The 18176-nt window shown below is 42.8% G+C and carries 14 protein-coding genes and 1 tRNA gene; 1 reads left to right on the top strand and 14 read right to left on the bottom strand.

Annotation, left to right across the window (positions count from 1 at the left end):
• Positions 1 to 310: 310 nt before the first annotated feature.
• Positions 311 to 1732, bottom strand: a complete 1422-nt coding sequence (locus A9Z07_RS05500) for a Na+/H+ antiporter family protein (RefSeq protein WP_069577567.1) — start codon at positions 1730 to 1732, stop codon at positions 311 to 313.
• A 121-nt stretch (positions 1733 to 1853) separates the two neighbouring features.
• A complete protein-coding gene (locus A9Z07_RS05495; protein WP_004774028.1) occupies positions 1854 to 2729 on the bottom strand; it encodes an alpha/beta fold hydrolase in 876 nt (291 codons plus the stop codon).
• 114 nt (positions 2730 to 2843) lie between these two features.
• Between A9Z07_RS05495 and A9Z07_RS05490 the strand changes: the two genes are divergently transcribed.
• On the top strand, positions 2844 to 3329 hold the full coding sequence (locus A9Z07_RS05490) for a DUF4442 domain-containing protein (RefSeq protein WP_069577569.1): 486 nt from the start codon (positions 2844 to 2846) through the stop codon (positions 3327 to 3329).
• Positions 3330 to 3390: 61 nt separating this feature from the next.
• On the opposite strand, the gene A9Z07_RS05485 is transcribed toward A9Z07_RS05490, so the two are convergent.
• The 12 genes from A9Z07_RS05485 to tuf all read right to left on the bottom strand — a co-directional run.
• Positions 3391 to 3750, bottom strand: a complete 360-nt coding sequence (locus tag A9Z07_RS05485; protein WP_004774022.1) for a YMGG-like glycine zipper-containing protein — start codon at positions 3748 to 3750, stop codon at positions 3391 to 3393.
• Positions 3751 to 4135: 385 nt separating this feature from the next.
• Complete coding sequence (locus tag A9Z07_RS05480; RefSeq protein ID WP_069577566.1) at positions 4136 to 4501, bottom strand: DNA transfer protein p32; 366 nt, start codon at positions 4499 to 4501, stop codon at positions 4136 to 4138.
• 163 nt (positions 4502 to 4664) lie between these two features.
• On the bottom strand, positions 4665 to 8858 hold the full coding sequence (gene rpoC / locus A9Z07_RS05475) for a DNA-directed RNA polymerase subunit beta' (RefSeq protein ID WP_004774020.1): 4194 nt from the start codon (positions 8856 to 8858) through the stop codon (positions 4665 to 4667).
• Between the two features lie 142 nt (positions 8859 to 9000).
• A complete protein-coding gene (gene rpoB / locus A9Z07_RS05470) occupies positions 9001 to 13089 on the bottom strand; it encodes a DNA-directed RNA polymerase subunit beta (RefSeq protein ID WP_069577565.1) in 4089 nt (1362 codons plus the stop codon).
• A 309-nt stretch (positions 13090 to 13398) separates the two neighbouring features.
• Entirely contained in the window at positions 13399 to 13770 is a 372-nt protein-coding gene (gene rplL / locus A9Z07_RS05465; protein ID WP_004774018.1) for a 50S ribosomal protein L7/L12, read from the bottom strand.
• A 42-nt stretch (positions 13771 to 13812) separates the two neighbouring features.
• Positions 13813 to 14319: a 50S ribosomal protein L10 gene (rplJ, locus tag A9Z07_RS05460; protein ID WP_004774017.1), complete on the bottom strand. Its 507-nt coding sequence runs from the start codon at positions 14317 to 14319 to the stop codon at positions 13813 to 13815.
• Between the two features lie 250 nt (positions 14320 to 14569).
• Entirely contained in the window at positions 14570 to 15265 is a 696-nt protein-coding gene (gene rplA / locus A9Z07_RS05455) for a 50S ribosomal protein L1 (RefSeq protein ID WP_004656290.1), read from the bottom strand.
• 3 nt (positions 15266 to 15268) lie between these two features.
• Complete coding sequence (gene rplK / locus A9Z07_RS05450; protein ID WP_004637639.1) at positions 15269 to 15697, bottom strand: 50S ribosomal protein L11; 429 nt, start codon at positions 15695 to 15697, stop codon at positions 15269 to 15271.
• 112 nt (positions 15698 to 15809) lie between these two features.
• Positions 15810 to 16343 carry a transcription termination/antitermination protein NusG gene (gene nusG, locus A9Z07_RS05445; RefSeq protein ID WP_004774016.1) on the bottom strand — a complete coding sequence of 178 codons (534 nt, stop codon included), beginning with the start codon at positions 16341 to 16343 and terminating at the stop codon, positions 15810 to 15812.
• A gap of 7 nt (positions 16344 to 16350) precedes the next feature.
• A complete protein-coding gene (gene secE, locus A9Z07_RS05440; RefSeq protein ID WP_069577564.1) occupies positions 16351 to 16791 on the bottom strand; it encodes a preprotein translocase subunit SecE in 441 nt (146 codons plus the stop codon).
• Positions 16792 to 16867: 76 nt separating this feature from the next.
• Positions 16868 to 16943: transfer RNA gene (locus A9Z07_RS05435), tRNA-Trp, on the bottom strand.
• Between the two features lie 54 nt (positions 16944 to 16997).
• A partial coding sequence (gene tuf / locus A9Z07_RS05430) for an elongation factor Tu (protein ID WP_205634329.1) occupies positions 16998 to 18176 on the bottom strand: 1179 nt, incomplete at its 5' end.

Genomic DNA, 18176 nt, shown 5'->3' with positions numbered 1-18176 from the left:
CCTTTATAATGCATTGAATATTAATAAAATATAATTGTTAAAATATGTAATAATTATTAATTCAGACTATTTTAATCAACTTAAACCTCTATAAAACCTAGTATTTTAATCAGATTAAGATAAAGCAAAAAAATATATTAAAAATAAATTAAGCCAGATTTAAAAAAATAATCACGTATAGCTTAATATTAAAACCACATTATAAAATTAGATTTAAAAAGAGACAAAAAATGTCATTTAATGATTATTTTTATATTTAAGCCACACTTTATAAAGCAAAAAAAATGGCTCATAAATGAGCCATTTCTGATTATAAAACCATTGCTGCAATCCAGCCAAAAATGAGTAGCGGGATATTAAAATGTATAAATGTAGGCACAACCGTATCCCAAATGTGATCATGTTGACCATCAACACCTAGACCTGCTGTTGGCCCCAATGTTGAATCGGATGCTGGTGAACCTGCATCACCTAAAGCAGCCGCTGTTCCAATCAAGGCGATGGTTGCCAAAGGAGAAAAACCAAACTGTACGCACAATGGCACGTAGATCACCGCCAGCACAGGTACACTTGAGAACGAAGAGCCTATCCCGATCGTCACGAACAAGCCGATAAAGAGCATCAGGAATGCAGCGAGTGCATGGTTATCGCCAATGATATGGACCACGCCATTGACCAGATGAGTAATATCACCTGTGTGCGTCATCACTGAAGCAAAACCTGCCGCAGAGATCATGATAAAGCCCACCAGCGCCATCATGCGCATGCCCTGTACAAACACGTCATCCGCATCTTGCCATTTAAAAATGCCCGAAGCAGACAGCACTGCAAAACCGACCAGACCACCCAGAATCATCGAACCTGAATAGAGCTGTGCAACCAACGTTAAGCCGATCGCAAGCACCGCCATAAACATGGTTTTCTTGGAAATATAAGGCACATTCTCTGCTTCATGTTTCAGCTCTTCAGCATCAGCCTTGAGATCATATTCTGCTTGCGTGGTGACTTTCAGTGGCTTATCCAGATCAATCGTTTTAACTGGAGTAATTGATCGGTCAACATAGAAACGTGGCTTACGATAGCTAATAAATACCGCAACCAGCGTACCAATCACCATGCCTAATACTGGAATCGCCATACCAATTGGCATCATACCTCGCTCGACATGCAGGCCATAAGCGGCGCCAATCTTGTTGATATTGCCCATCAGAATCTGTTCAAGGAAGATTGCACCAAAGCCCACAGGGAGGAAAATATAGGTGCCGACCAGACCTAGCGTCATGACACATGCTGCCGCACGACGATCCAGCTTCAAGTGATTCATAACTTTTAACAAAGGTGGAACCAGTACGGGGATAAAGGCAATATGGACAGGAATCAGGTTTTGAGAAAAAATTGCAGCAATCAGTAAAATCGTAAGCAAAAGATATTTCACTTTAGTCTGCTGATTTTTACCTGCTTCCATACCCAATAAACCAATCAGTTTATGAGCCAGCAAATCGGGCAATCCTGACTTGGAAAGTGCCAATGCAAACGCACCCAACACAGCATAAGCCAATGCAACTTCAGCCCCATCGCCTAAGCCTGCATTAAATGCTTCTACTGTTTGAGAAAGGCTTAGACCAGCGACCAAGCCGCCAATAATGGCTGAAATCACTAATGTGAGAACAACAGAAACTCGTGCCAGTGACAGGATAAACATCACGGCAATCGCAATTACGACAGCATTCATGAACAAATTTAGGAGCAAAGAAAAGGCGACATTCTAGCAGATTCATGAAAACCTAGCTGAAAATATCGCCGAATTATCGCTAATCTTAAGTGATTTTTAGCTTAATAATTCTACTAAAACCTTAAGCTGCCTGACGTTGGACAAACTGACGGATCAGTTCAGCAATTTTTTCTGGCTGACTCAACACAGCCCAATGGTTGGCATCCAGCTCAACATATTCAAATTTTTCTACCCATTTTGGCATCGATTCAGTGATGTACTCTGGGCTAACGAAAGCATCGCGCTTTAACACGATGGCCTGAACTGGACATTGTGCATAACGTTGGCGTGGCTGAGTTAAAGAAGGAATAAAATTGGCACGATATAAATTAATGCCATATTTGCCGTCTGAGACAATATTGGCATTTAATGGCAAACCTTGCTTTTTCTCTAAACCACTTAAAATCTTGCCCCATTTTTCAGGGCTAAAGAACGTCCATACCGTCGGTGCAATCAGAGGTAAATGGAAAGCTCCGATATACCATGATTTTGTAAGCATTTTTAATACATTGCTTGGTGCAGCTTTAAATTTTTCACGTAAATAGAACGAAGCGTGATCCAGACAAGGGCCTGAAATGGTTGTATAGGACAACAGGCGGCCTTTGAGTTTTGGTTCAGTTGCAGATTCCCAAGACTGCAAAGATCCCCAATCGTGCGCTGCCATATGAAAATTACGATTTGGTAAAACCTGATCAACAACTTCCTGTAAATCCAGTGACAAGCGTGGCAAACGATAATCCTTAATGCGTTTAGGAATTGATGATAGGCCCGCACCACGCACGTCATAGGTCACGACATAATATTCATCGACTAACTTTTCAATGATCGGTTCCCAAACTTCCTGATTATCTGGATAACCATGCACGAGCACCAAAGGTGTTTTTTTCTCATCGCCCCATGTTTTGACACAAAGCGTTTGCTGGTCTGATGTCGTTACTGTTTTTACTTGTGTTTGCATAATTCTTTCCCATTTTGTTTTCTATCGGCTTGGTGATAAAACAGCCATTGCCAGCGATACACTAAAAATGATACTTATGGAGTATGAATAGAGTTGCAAGAAAAAAAATTGACCATGAAAGACTTTTTCAGAAAAATTCGAACCATTCCTGCGATTTCCAGATTTCTGCTCAATCACTACTCCCCTTATCGTGGTGCGGGAATCGAGATTGAAACCATTGATCTAGATGATTACTACATTCGAGTCAAAATGCCGCTGACAAGACGTAATCGCAATCTTGTCGGAACGCATTTTGGCGGCAGTTTATATTCAATGGTCGATCCTTTTTATATGTTAATTCTGATACACCATCTGGGAAATAAATATATTGTCTGGGATAAAAGTGCCACGATTAATTTTATTGCGCCAGGACGGAATACCGTTTATGCAGAGATCCAACTCAATGCAAATGAAATAAACGAAATTAAACGTCTGGCAGAAAATCATGAACCCGTTTTACGTCATTACACCTTAAATATTGTAGATGATGCAGGTACGCGTATTGCTGAAGTTGAGAAGGTACTTTATATCCGACGTAAAAAACCTAAGGCCTCAATTTAAAGTAATAAAAATAAAAATGCCTACAATAAATGCAGGCATTTTTGAATCTGGTCAGCAGAAATTATCTTTTCTTCTCTTGAATGGCTGCACCTGCACCACCACCGATTGCACCACCAATCGCAGCGCCTGAGTCGCCACCAAAGATTGCTTTACCAACGACGGAACCAATACCAGCACCAATCGCGCTACTGGTTGTAGAGCTACTATTTGCGCCCTTCGCATTGGCACCGACACCTGCACCCGCAGCTGCACCAACGCCAGCACCAAGGCCACCACCAACATGGTTACCTAAACCACCACCGACAGCACCGCCAAGCGCTGCTGTACCAATACGCTGATCAGAGGCACTCATATTTTGACAGCCTGTAAACATTACCGCCGATAACACCAAAGTCGAAACTAAACCGATTGTTTTTTTCATGCCTATACTCACTTCTCTTATGCTCTAGTCAAAGCATAGTCCTCTTTTATGGGGAATTTGATCACATTGTGTTATCACTATGTCCTATTCGATTGATATTTTGTAAAGGTAAATTTTAATTAGAACAAACTAACTGGTATGACTTAAGAATAGGAAATAAACAACGGACAGGAATGATCGGGATATACCTAGTCAAAAATTTGGTGTTTTCAAGAGAATTAAATAAATACAAAAATGATCGAGATAAATTATAGTTTTTATTGGGGCTTTCTCAGCCATCTTACCTTCATTGCGAAAATAATCATTTATAAGATAACAGTCATCGTGATGAGCTGATTTAATTCGTCAGCTCATCACGATGCCATCTGTCAGGTCAAGCGCGGGCTTAGTACTTACCTTTTTTCTCACCGTAAGCAGAACCAGCACTACCACCGAGCGCACCGCCAACCGCAGCGCCAGAATCACCACCTAATACAGCACCACCAATTACTGCACCTAAGCCAGCACCGATTGCGCTATTACGTGTATTTTTACTATTTGAACCTTTAGCATTTGCGGCAACGCCTGCACCAATTGCAGCACCAAGACCAGCACCGAGATTACCACCAACGTGCTTACCTACAGCACCACCTGCACCACCGCCAATCGCAGCAGAACCAATACGTTTACTTTCTGGACTCGCGTTCTGGCAACCTACAAATAGAGTTGTTGACATTAAAGCAACACCACCAATCATCATCATTTTTTTCATTAGAACTACTCCTCTCTCAGATGTGGGTAGCATAGTATGCTTTGATGAAGTGTTTACCCTCATTCAGTAATCAAATACTCATGCTTTAATGCCTTTTTGTAACAACAGCTTCATTTTTCCACAAAAAAAGGCACCCGAAGGTGCCTTTTTCATTCGTTAAGACTTAGAACTGGTCTGAGTTCAACGCTTGACTAAATGCTTGGTCAACTTCACTGAAATCATTGTGGAGTTCAAATTCAGCAGCTTCTGCTTCTTGACGACGACGCTCTAAGTGATACGCAAGACCTGTACCTGCTGGGATCAAGCGACCCACAACAACGTTTTCTTTCAAGCCACGTAAATCATCTTCTTTACCTGTTACAGCCGCTTCAGTTAACACACGAGTTGTTTCCTGGAACGATGCAGCAGAAATGAACGAGTCAGTAGAAAGCGATGCTTTCGTGATACCCATCAATTGACGTTCAAACTTCGCAGGGAACTTGTTCTGAGCCAAGACAGCTTGGTTCTCTTGAACAACGCGGATGTAATCCACTTGCTCGCCTTTGATGAAGCTTGTATCACCGCCATCAGTGATATCAACTTTACGCAACATTTGACGTACAACAACTTCAATGTGCTTATCGTTGATTTTTACACCTTGGAGACGGTAAACGTCTTGAACTTCGTTCACGATGTAGTTGGTTAATGCAACTTCACCTTTCAAGCGTAAGATGTCATGTGGGTTTTGTGGACCATCAGAAATGGTTTCACCACGGTTCACATGCTCACCTTCGAACACGTTAATGGTACGCCATTTTGGAATCAATTCTTCGTAGATCTCAGAACCATCATCTGGAGTAATCACTAAACGGTTCTTACCTTTGGTCTCTTTACCGAAGCTTACAACACCTGATACTTCTGCAAGGATCGCATGTTCTTTCGGCTTACGTGCTTCGAACAAGTCAGCTACACGCGGAAGACCACCGGTAATATCACGAGTACGTGAAGTTTCTTGTGGTACACGACCAATAACGTCACCCACACCAATCGTTTCGCCATCACGGACAGTCACAATTGTGTTTTGTGGCAAGAAGTAGAACTGTTCGCCGCCATCTGTTGTATCCAACACGATTGCAGGACGTAAATCTTTACCAGAAGCAGGACGAGCTGTTACAGGTAAGATTTCAACAGTGGTCATACCCGTTGCATCATCAGTTTTCGATGTTGCAGTTACGCCATCAGCAATCTGGCTGAAACGCGCTTTACCAGCAACTTCTGTTACCAATGGATGTGTATGTGGATCCCAAGTCGCTACGATACCGCCAGCTTCTACAGCTTCACCATCTTTCAACAAGATGCTTGCACCGTAAGGAAGCTTATAACGCTCGCGCTCACGACCTAAATCATCCGCAATACCAATTTCACCTGAACGTGAAACAGATACTTGGTGACCTTTGGCATGTTGTACAGTTTTCACGTTGTGGAAACGTACAGTACCCTTGTTACGTACTTGAACACTGTTTGCAGCAGAAGTTCGGCTCGCAGCACCACCAACGTGGAACGTACGCATCGTTAACTGTGTACCTGGCTCACCAATTGATTGTGCAGCCATTACACCAACTGATTCACCTGGGTTCACCAAGTGACCGCGTGCAAGGTCACGACCATAACAACGAGCACATACACCGAAGGTAGATTCACAAGCGATAACTGAACGTACTTTAACTTCATCGACACCCGCTTCTTCAAGCTGAGCAGCAATTTTCTCGTCAATTAACGTACCGCGTGGAAGTACAACTTCATCATCAGATGCACGACGTACATCTTCAGCAGTTACACGACCTAATACGCGGTCGCGTAATGGTTCAATAACGTCACCACCTTGAATGAATGGAGTCATGACTAAGCCGCCAGCTGTACCACAGTCAGATTCAGTAATAACTAAATCTTGTGCTACGTCTACCAGACGACGTGTCAAGTAACCAGAGTTCGCAGTTTTCAATGCTGTATCGGCCAAACCTTTACGCGCACCGTGTGTCGAGATGAAGTACTGAAGTACCGTCAAACCTTCACGGAAGTTTGCTTTAATCGGAGTCTCAATGATCGAGCCATCTGGCTTCGCCATCAAACCACGCATACCAGCAAGCTGACGGATCTGCGCCGCACTACCACGGGCACCCGAGTCAGACATCATATAAATCGAGTTGAATGATTTCTGCTTCTCGTCTTCACCTTGTTTGTTTTTCACAAGGGTATAAGACAAGTTATCCATCATCGCTTTCGCAACTTGGTCGTTTGTACGCGCCCAAATATCGACAACTTTGTTATAACGCTCACCCGCAGTTACGAAACCTTGCTCAAACTGTTGTTCGATTTCACGAACTTCTGTTTCAGCTTTATCGATAATCGTATGCTTGGTTGGTGGAATCAACATATCTTCCATACCAACAGATACACCTGAACGCGTCGCTTGACGGAAGCCCAAATACATCAATTGGTCAGCGAAGATAACAGTATCTTTCAAACCAAGTTTACGGTAGCAAGAGTTGATTAACTTAGAGATGTTTTTCTTGGTCATCTCAAGGTTGATCGATTCGAAGCTTAAACCTTGTGGAACAACTTCCCATAACAAGCAACGACCAGGTGTTGTATCAACAATGATAGTTTGCTTTTCACGGTTACCGTTTTCATCAATCACAGTTTGATGTACACGTACTTTTACACGCGCATGGATCGCAACTTTACCCGTCGCTAATGCACGGTTAACTTCGTGAGTATCCGCAAACACCATGCCTTCACCTTTGGCATTTACCGCATCACGTGTGATGTAGTAAAGACCCAAGACAACGTCCTGAGAAGGAACGATGATCGGCTCACCATTTGCAGGTGACAAGATGTTGTTTGTAGACATCATCAACGCACGTGCTTCTAACTGTGCTTCCAATGTCAATGGAACGTGTACCGCCATTTGGTCACCATCGAAGTCGGCGTTAAACGCAGCACATACGAGTGGGTGAAGACGGATTGCCTTACCTTCGATCAGAATAGGTTCAAATGCTTGAAGACCTAGACGGTGAAGTGTTGGCGCACGGTTCAACATGACTGGATGTTGACGAATTACAGAAGCTAGAACGTCCCAAACTTCTGGTGTCTCGCGCTCAACCATTTTCTTCGCAGCTTTAATGGTTGTTGCTTGGCCAGATGCTTGTAGTTTCGCAAAAATAAATGGCTTGAATAATTCAAGTGCCATCTTCTTCGGAAGACCACATTGGTGAAGACGTAAAGTAGGACCAACGGTAATTACCGAACGACCAGAATAGTCAACACGCTTACCAAGTAAGTTTTGACGGAAACGACCTTGTTTACCTTTGATCATGTCTGCCAAAGATTTCAATGGACGTTTGTTCGAACCTGTAATTGCACGACCACGACGACCGTTATCAAGCAACGCATCAACAGACTCTTGTAACATACGTTTTTCGTTACGTACGATGATGTCTGGCGCAGCAAGGTCAAGAAGACGCTTCAAACGGTTGTTACGGTTGATCACACGACGATATAAATCGTTCAAGTCTGAAGTCGCGAAACGACCACCTTCAAGTGGTACAAGCGGACGTAAGTCTGGTGGAAGTACTGGAAGTACATTCATCACCATCCATTCAGGCTTGTTGTTTGAATCTTTGAATGCTTCCATCAATTTCAAACGTTTAGACGCTTTTTTAAGTTTCGTCTCTGACGTTGTTTGTGGAATTTCTTCACGTAAACGCGCAATCTCAGCTTCAAGATCGATATCTTTTAATAAATCCTGAACTGCTTCTGCACCCATTTTCGCAGTGAATTCATCACCGTGTTCTTCAAGTGCATTGTAGTATTCTTCGTCTGTTAAAAGTTGATACTTTTCAAACGGAGTCATACCAGGATCAGTAACAACATAAGATTCGAAATACAATACGCGCTCGATATCACGTAATGTCATATCAAGAAGTAAACCGATACGGCTCGGTAATGATTTCAAGAACCAGATGTGTGCAACTGGAGAAGCAAGCTCGATGTGACCCATACGTTCACGACGAACTTTAGCAGTTGTTACTTCAACGCCACATTTTTCACAAATGACGCCTTTGTATTTCATACGCTTGTATTTACCACACAAGCATTCGTAATCTTTTACTGGACCAAAGATTTTGGCACAGAACAAACCGTCACGTTCAGGTTTAAAAGTACGGTAGTTAATGGTTTCAGGCTTTTTAACTTCACCGTGAGACCATGACTTAATCATCTCTGGTGACGCAAGACCAATACGGATACGGTCAAATTCAATAGGTGCATGACCTTCTGAATCCGTTTTCTTACGCATGATATCGAGCAAGTCTTTCAATTTTTTTCTCCGTGTGTCGAGGAGCTACGCTCTCCCGACTGGGTCACAAATATTGTTTTTACTGAAATTTGGAATCTCCCCTAACCCCTCTTTAAGAAAGAGGGGAACTTCCCCCCTTTAACAAAGGGGGATCGAGGGGGATTTAGTCACCATTTTTCAGTTCAATGTTGATACCTAAAGAACGGATCTCTTTGGTCAATACGTTGAACGATTCAGGCATACCCGGATCCATATAATGGTTACCATCTACAATATTCTTATAGATGCGTGTACGGCCTTCGACGTCATCCGACTTCACAGTAAGCATTTCTTGGAGCGTATATGCTGCACCGTATGCTTCAAGTGCCCATACTTCCATCTCACCGAAACGCTGACCACCGAATTGTGCTTTACCACCAAGCGGCTGTTGGGTAACAAGTGAGTAAGAACCTGTTGAACGCGCATGCATCTTGTCATCAACCAAGTGGTTCAATTTGAGCATGTACATGTAACCTACAGTTACAGGACGGTCAAACTGTTCACCTGTACGACCATCAAACAATACTGTTTGACCTGTACGAGAAATGTCTGCCAATTCAAGTAAGTCTTTGATCTGGCTTTCTTCAGCACCATCAAATACAGGAGTCGCTAATGGAACACCAGCACGTAAGTTGCCTGAAAGCGCCAAGATTTCTGCGTCAGTCAAGCTATCAAGCTCTTCCTGCTCACCACCAACCTTGTTATAAATCTTGTCTAAGAATTCACGCAGTTCAATCACTGTACGTTGTTCTTTCAACATTTTTTCGATCTTATCGCCAAGACCTTTCGCCGCCATACCCAAGTGAGTCTCAAGAATCTGACCCACGTTCATACGTGACGGTACACCCAGTGGGTTCAATACGATGTCGACTGGTACACCATTCGCATCATGTGGCATGTCTTCAACTGGTAAGATGTTAGATACAACACCCTTGTTACCGTGACGACCCGCCATCTTATCACCAGGCTGGATACGACGTTTAACTGCAAGGTAAACCTTAACAACTTTCAATACGCCAGTTGTTAATTCATCACCTGTAGAAAGTTTACGCTTCTTCTCAGCAAACTTCTCGTCAATCTCGTAACTCTTCTCTTTCAAGAACACTTGAATTTGAGTTAAACGTTCAGCAATTGCTTCATCATTTGGCTGGATTTCAAGTAAATCAACAAGCTCTAAACCAGACAATACGTCTTCAGAAAGTTTATCGCCGCGTTTAGTTGAACCACCACCGTTAGATTCTTGACCTTTCAACAAACGAACAATACGTTCACGTGCTGCTTCTTCGAAGATTTTGTATTCTTCTTTCAAGTCTTTACGGTATGCATCAAGCTGAGCTTTTTCAATTGCTTGTGCACGTTCATCTTTTTCCAAGCCATCACGTGTGAAGACTTGAACGTCGATAACCGTACCTTTAGTGCCAGACGGAACACGTAAAGATGAATCTTTTACGTCAGCCGCTTTTTCACCAAAGATTGCGCGAAGTAATTTTTCTTCAGGTGTTAACTGAGTTTCACCTTTAGGCGTTACCTTACCAACAAGGATGTCACCCGCAGTCACTTCAGCACCGATATAAACAATACCTGACTCATCCAGTTTAGACAGTGCAGCTTCACCTACGTTAGGAATATCGGCAGTAATTTCTTCTGCACCTAACTTGGTATCACGTGCTACACATGACAATTCCTGAATGTGAATCGACGTTAAACGGTCTTCTTGAAGTACACGCTCAGAAAGTAAGATCGAGTCTTCATAGTTATAACCGTTCCATGTCATAAACGCGACGCGCATGTTTTGACCAAGCGCAAGTTCACCCATGTCAGTCGATGGACCGTCAGCCAAGATATCACCACGAGCAACTTTGTCGCCCAAGTTCACGATGACATTTTGGTTAATACATGTATTTTGGTTTGAACGTGTGTATTTGATCAGGTTGTAGATATCTACACCTGCTTCACCCGCGATCATTTCATCTTCGTTTACACGAATAACGATACGAGATGCATCAACATATTCAATCGCACCGCCACGGTTCGCGATCACACACACACCTGAGTCACGTGCTACGTTTGCTTCCATACCTGTACCAACAAGCGGCTTGTCAGCACGCAATGTAGGAACAGCCTGACGTTGCATGTTCGAACCCATTAATGCACGGTTCGCATCATCGTGTTCAAGGAATGGAATCAATGATGCTGCAACAGAAACAACCTGCTGTGCAGAAACGTCCATATGTGTTACGCGCTCAGGCGACATACGTACGAATTCACCTTGATGACGTACAGAAACCATTTCTTCAGTCAAGTTGCCATCTTTATCTACTGCAGAATCGGCCTGTGCAATGACAGTACCCACTTCTTCAATTGCAGATAAATATTCAACATCATCTGTTACACGGCCATCGATAACTTTACGGTATGGTGTTTCCAAGAAACCGAAGTCATTCGCTTTTGCATAAACAGAAAGCGAGTTGATCAAACCAATGTTTGGACCTTCAGGTGTTTCAATTGGACAAACACGACCATAGTGAGTTTGATGTACGTCACGTACTTCGAAGCCCGCGCGTTCACGTGTCAAACCACCAGGACCAAGCGCAGATACACGACGTTTGTGTGTAATCTCAGACAATGGGTTGTTTTGGTCCATGAACTGAGATAACTGGCTTGAACCAAAGAATTCTTTGATTGCAGCAGCAACTGGTTTCGCGTTGATTAAATCTTGTGGAGACAAGTTATCAGTTTCTGCTTGGCTTAAACGCTCTTTAACAGCACGTTCAACACGAACTAGACCAACACGGAATTGGTTTTCAGTCATTTCACCAACAGAACGTACACGACGGTTACCCAAGTGATCGATATCGTCGACTTCACCTTTACCGTTACGGATTTCAACCAATGTACGTAGTACATCAATGATATCTTCGTGCGATAAAATACCTTCAACTTCACGTGACTTCTGATCAGTACCCACTTCGTAAGGACGACCCAAACGACGGTTGAACTTCATACGACCTACTGGAGAAAGGTCATAACGCTCAGAAGAGAAGAACAAGTTATTGAATAAGTTTTCAGCAGCTTCTTTCGTTGGCGGCTCACCTGGACGCATTACTTTATAGATTTCAACAAGCGCTTCTTCACGGCCAGTTGTGGTATCTGCACGTAATGTATCTGCAACGAAAGGACCACGATCGATGTCGTTCGTGAACAGGATGTTAAATTGTTTAACACCACCTTCAGCCAACTTCACCATCACTTCATGGCTAAGAACAGTATTCGCAGGAATCACATCACCACTTTTCAGTGTGATATCTTCAGCAGTAATACGCTCATATAAATATTCATCAGGTACAGAAAGCTTCGCTAAGTTCGCAGCTTCCATTTGACGTACGTGACGTGCATTAATACGTTTACCCTGTTCAACAATGGTTTTACCATCATTGTCCAAGATATCAAATTGCGCCATTTCACCACGTAAGCGATCTGGAACGAGGTCAATTTGATAGCTACCCATATCAAGATATACAGGTACTTTTTCGTAGAACAAATTCAGGATTTGTTCATTGGTATAATTCAAGGCACGTAAAATCACAGTCGCCAATAATTTACGACGACGGTCAATACGTACGAATACTAAATCTTTTGCATCAAATTCAAAGTCTAACCATGAACCACGGTAAGGGATAATACGTGCTGAATACAACACTTTACCGCTTGAGTGGGTTTTACCCTTATCATGGTCAAAGAATACGCCTGGTGAACGGTGTAATTGAGATACGATTACACGCTCAGTACCGTTAATAACGAATGTACCGTTATCGGTCATGAGTGGCATTTCACCCATGTAAACTTCTTGTTCACGAACGTCTTTAATTGATTTCGTTTCACGATCTTTAATGATCAAACGAATTTTTACGCGCATTGGTGCTGCATAAGTTGAACCACGTAAAATACATTCACGTACGTCAAACTCAGGCTTACCAAGGCTATACTCAACAAATTCTAAAGCAGCATTGCCAGAATAACTTTCAATAGGAAAAACTGAACGAAATGCGGCTTGGAGACCGATATCTTCGCGATTTTTTGGTGTTTTACCGCCTTGTAAGAATGTACGGTACGAATCGACCTGAATCGAAAGTAAGTACGGTGCTTCCATTACGTGGGGCAATTTACCAAAATTCTTACGGATCCGTTTCTTTTCGGTATATGAGTATGCCATCTGGAGTCCTCGGAAAGTAAACTAAACCCGCCTGCAGAACGGGCTTAGAAGGAATTACGCAGGCCGATATGGCCACCACTGTTTACAAATGCTGCAATTTTTAGTGGTATTAAAACGCTTAACAATATTTTTATAAGCAAAAAAATATTGGTAAGCGTTTGATTTCATTGGTTTTGCTTAAATAATACGCGGATTATACGCAAAACTAACAAAAAACGAGCCGATTATTGTAACGCAAAAAGGCTGATGACCCAAGAGCCATCAGCCATTTTTTGGAGCCGATTATCAAAAAACCGACTCCCTACAGAATTACTTAAGTGTAACTGTAGCACCAGCTTCTTCAAGCTTCTTCTTAAGTTCTTCGCCTTCTTCTTTAGAAACGCCTTCCTTAAGAACAGCTGGAGCGCCTTCAACCATATCTTTAGCTTCTTTAAGGCCAAGACCAGTAGCTTCACGTACTGCTTTAATTACAGCAACTTTGTTAGCACCGAAAGAAGTCAACTCAACGTTGAATTCAGTTTGTTCTTCAGCAGCAGCAGCGCCAGCACCTGGAGCAGCAGCAACAGCAACAGCAGCAGCAGATACGTTAAATTTCTCTTCGAAAGCAGAGATTAATTCAACAAGTTCAAGAACTGTTTTTTCAGCAACTGCGTTTAAGATTTCTTCGTTAGTTAAAGCCATGAGAATAACTCCAAATGGATATTGAATGGTGTGAAAATAGGATTAAGCCGCTTCTGACTCGTTTTTCTCTTTGAGCGCTGTAATAAGGCGACCCAATTTCGAAATAGGAGCTTGAAGAACAGAGGCAAGCATAGTAAGCGCTTTCTCTTGGTTCGGAAGGTTCGCAATAACGCTAACGTCAGCACCTTTATAAACTTTGCCATCAAATGCAGCAGCTTTAAGTTCAAATGCTTTGTTAGTTTTCGCAAATTCTTCGAACAAGCGTGCAGCTGCACCCATGTCGTCTTCAGAAGTAGAGAAACCGAGAATTGTTGGACCAACAAGGTCGTCATTCAAGATATCGAATTGAGTACCTTCGAATGAACGCTTAGCCAAAGTGTTACGCACGATACGTGTAGTAACACCTAACTTACGAGCTTCAACACGAAGTGTTGTTAATTGCTCTACAGTTAAGCCTTGGTAGTCAGCAACAACGGCAGAGAACGCTTTAGAAGCAACTTCGTTTACTTCTGCAACGATCTGTTTTTTGTCTTCGATAAGAAGAGCCATCGTAAAACCTCCTAACGGTGATTTATGCACCTTTAACAGATGCACTCCCAATTCGTAAGCCCTATTCAGACTTACACGCGGAGGAGGAATAAATCACACCACCGCGTCTACTCAGACTGGATGATTAAGAAAAACATTCGAAAATGTTTCTCGCCTGAGGTCTTTGACGCTGATAAATATTCATTTATCAATTCAAAGTTTGCTTAGATTTCCTCAAAGAGCAAATCTAAGGCTTTAAAATTCTTTCTAATTACTTAGATACGTTGCTTACGTCAACGATCAAACCAGGGCCCATAGTTGAGCTCAAAGTGATCTTTTTAACGTATACACCTTTAGAAGTTGCAGGTTTCAACTTTTTCAAGTCTGCAATTAAAGTTTCAACGTTTTGACGTACAGCTTCTTCGCTAAAGCCAAGTTGGCCGATCGCAGCGTGGATGATACCCGCTTTGTCTACACGGTAACGTGCTTGACCAGATTTAGCATTCTTAACCGCGTTAGCAACATCAGGAGTTACTGTACCCACTTTAGGGTTTGGCATTAAGCCACGTGGACCAAGAATTGTACCAAGCTTACCAACAACGCGCATTGCATCAGGAGCTGCAATAACAACGTCGAAATCAAGGTTTCCACCTTGAATGCTTTCAGCAAGGTCATCAAAACCAACGATATCAGCACCAGCAGCTTTCGCAGCTTCTGCAGCAGCACCTTGAGCAAATACAGCTACACGTACAGTTTTACCAGTACCTGCAGGTAAAGTAGTCGCGCCACGAACAACCTGATCAGATTTACGTGGATCTACGCCAAGGTTTACAGCGATATCTAAAGATTCTTTGAACTTCGCAGCTGGAAGGCTGTTAAGAACTTGTACTGCTTCTTCCAAAGTGTAAACTTTGTTTGCTTCTACAGCAGCAGCGATGGCTTTTTGACGTTTAGTTAACTTTGCCATGTCTTATAGCTCCACTTCCAAGCCCATAGAACGTGCAGAACCAGCGATGGTACGAACACGAGCGTCTAAATCAGCACCAGTTAAGTCTGGTTCTTTAGTAGTCGCGATTTCTTCTAATTGAGCACGAGTCAACTTACCAACTTTAGTTTTGTTAGGTACAGAAGAACCCTTTTGAATACCAGCAGCTTTCTTAAGAAGAATAGATGCAGGTGGAGTTTTCATGATGAAAGTGAACGACTTATCGTTGTACACAGTGATCACGACAGGAATTGGCAAACCAACTTCAAGTTTTTGTGTAGCAGCATTGAATTCTTTACAGAATGCCATGATGTTTACACCACGTTGACCTAAAGCAGGACCAATTGGTGGAGATGGATTCGCTTTACCAGCTGGAACTTGCAGCTTGATATAGCCGTCAATCTTCTTAGCCATTGAAAATTACCTCTGGGTACAGACGCCGTTAGGCTCCCCAAAAAATTAAACAACACCGAAGTGTTTGAACAACAATGCCCGATCAGATCGGGCGCTTATCAACCTAGGCAGATTAAATCGTTTTTTCGACTTGGCGAAACTCGAGTTCAACCTGAGTTGGTCGATTAAATACATTAATCGTCAACGTTAAACGTGACTTATCGTATTGAACTTCCTCCACGACTCCTTTAAAGTCAGTGAACGGACCGTCAACAACGAGCAATTCTTCACCTGGTTCAAACATCGTCTTAGGACGTGGTGCTTCACCAGTATTACGTACACGCGCAAGAATCGCATCAGCTTCACGTTGTGAAATCGGTGCTGGTTTTTCTGGTGTACCACCGATAAAACCAAGAACCTTTGGACACTCTTTTACGATGTGCCAAGTATCATCATTCATTTCCATTTCGACTAACACATAGCCAGGAAAGAATTTACGTTCAGACTTACGCTTCTTACCATCCTTCATTTCCACTACTTCTTCAGTAGGGACAAGGACTTCACCAAAGCTATCAGCAACAGTGCTGCGCTGGATTCGGTCATTAAGTGAACGCATCACTTGTTTTTCAAAACCTGAATAGGCATGAATAATATACCAACGTTTCATCGCACTCTTACCCGATAATTAACTTAATAAACCAACCTAACCCGTAATCGAAACACCATAAAACCAATGATGCAACAAGTACAACCAAAAGAACCTGCCACGAAGTCGTGATCGTCTCTTGTTTTTTTGGCCAGGTCACTCGACGCAGTTCAATTCGCGCATCTTGCAACAAACGCACAAAGCCTTTGCCTTGATGGGTGGCGTATAATAAACCTAAAGCGACGACGATACAAGCCAAAATTACCCCAACGCGCACCCAAATATCATTTGCTGGTGCCCAATAGGCAGGTAAATGTTGATTTACCAATGCTGAACCGATCAATAAAGCGATAGCAATCAGCCACAAGACAGCATCAAGTGGAGTACCAGAGCTTACAACTTCTGCAGCATTATTTCTTTGAGGGTTTGGCGCGTCGCTTAATGCGTCACGCGATTTATCATTCGACATTTTTTTACTCGTCGTAGAATTCGCGACTTATTATATGACAACTCAGCCAGAATTAAGCTTTTTTATAAAAAAAAAGTGGCAGGCCAGGAGGGACTCGAACCCCCAACATTCGGTTTTGGAGACCGACGCTCTACCAATTGAACTACTAGCCTATTATGCAAATCGAAAGCCGAAGCTTCCGATTTGAGTGTAACACAGTATTGGGCTTATGCAGTTACTTTAGCAACAACACCAGCACCTACAGTACGACCACCTTCACGGATCGCAAAACGTAGACCTGGGTCCATTGCGATCGGGTGGATTAACTCTACTGACATTTCTACGTTGTCACCAGGCATTACCATTTCTACGCCATCTTGTAATTTGATCGCGCCAGTTACGTCAGTTGTACGGAAGTAGAACTGTGGACGGTAACCGTTAAGGAATGGAGTGTGACGACCACCTTCTTCTTTAGAAAGTACGTATACTTCCGCATCGAATTTAGTGTGTGGCTTGATTGAACCTGGTTTAGCAAGTACTTGACCACGTTGTACGTCTTCACGCTTAGTACCACGTAGAAGAACACCACAGTTCTCGCCCGCACGACCTTCGTCAAGAAGTTTACGGAACATTTCTACGCCAGTTACAGTTGTTTTAACTGTATCTTTAATACCAACGATTTCAACTTCTTCGCCTACTTTAACGATACCAGACTCAACACGGCCTGTTACTACAGTACCACGACCAGAAATTGAGAATACATCTTCGATTGGCATCAAGAATGCTTTGTCGATAGCACGTTCTGGTTCTGGGATGTAAGAGTCAAGCGCTTCAACAAGAGCAAGAACTGCAGACTCACCGTACTGACCAGCGTCGCCATTAAGCGCAGCAAGAGCAGAACCACGGATAACTGGAGTGTCATCACCTGGGAAGTCGTAAGTAGAAAGAAGTTCACGAACTTCCATTTCTACTAATTCAAGTAATTCTTCATCATCAACAAGGTCACACTTGTTAAGGAATACAAGAATGTAAGGTACACCAACCTGACGAGAAAGAAGGATGTGTTCACGAGTTTGTGGCATTGGACCATCAGTCGCAGCACATACAAGGATCGCGCCGTCCATCTGAGCAGCACCAGTAATCATGTTTTTAACATAATCGGCGTGGCCCGGGCAGTCTACGTGAGCGTAGTGACGAGTTGGAGAATCGTATTCTACGTGTGAAGTATTAATTGTAATACCACGTGCTTTTTCTTCTGGTGCAGAGTCGATAGCTGCGTAATCTTTAGCTTCACCGCCGTAAGTTTTTGCACAGATCGTTGCAATCGCAGCAGTTAAAGTTGTTTTACCATGGTCAACGTGACCAATTGTACCCACGTTTACGTGTGGTTTGTTACGTTCAAACTT

It is taken from the genome of Acinetobacter sp. YK3 (assembly GCF_001729365.1).
Taxonomy (GTDB): Bacteria; Pseudomonadota; Gammaproteobacteria; order Pseudomonadales; family Moraxellaceae; genus Acinetobacter; species Acinetobacter vivianii.
The sequence above is the reverse complement of the archived record's forward strand: the minus strand, read 5'-3'. Positions and strand labels throughout refer to the sequence as shown.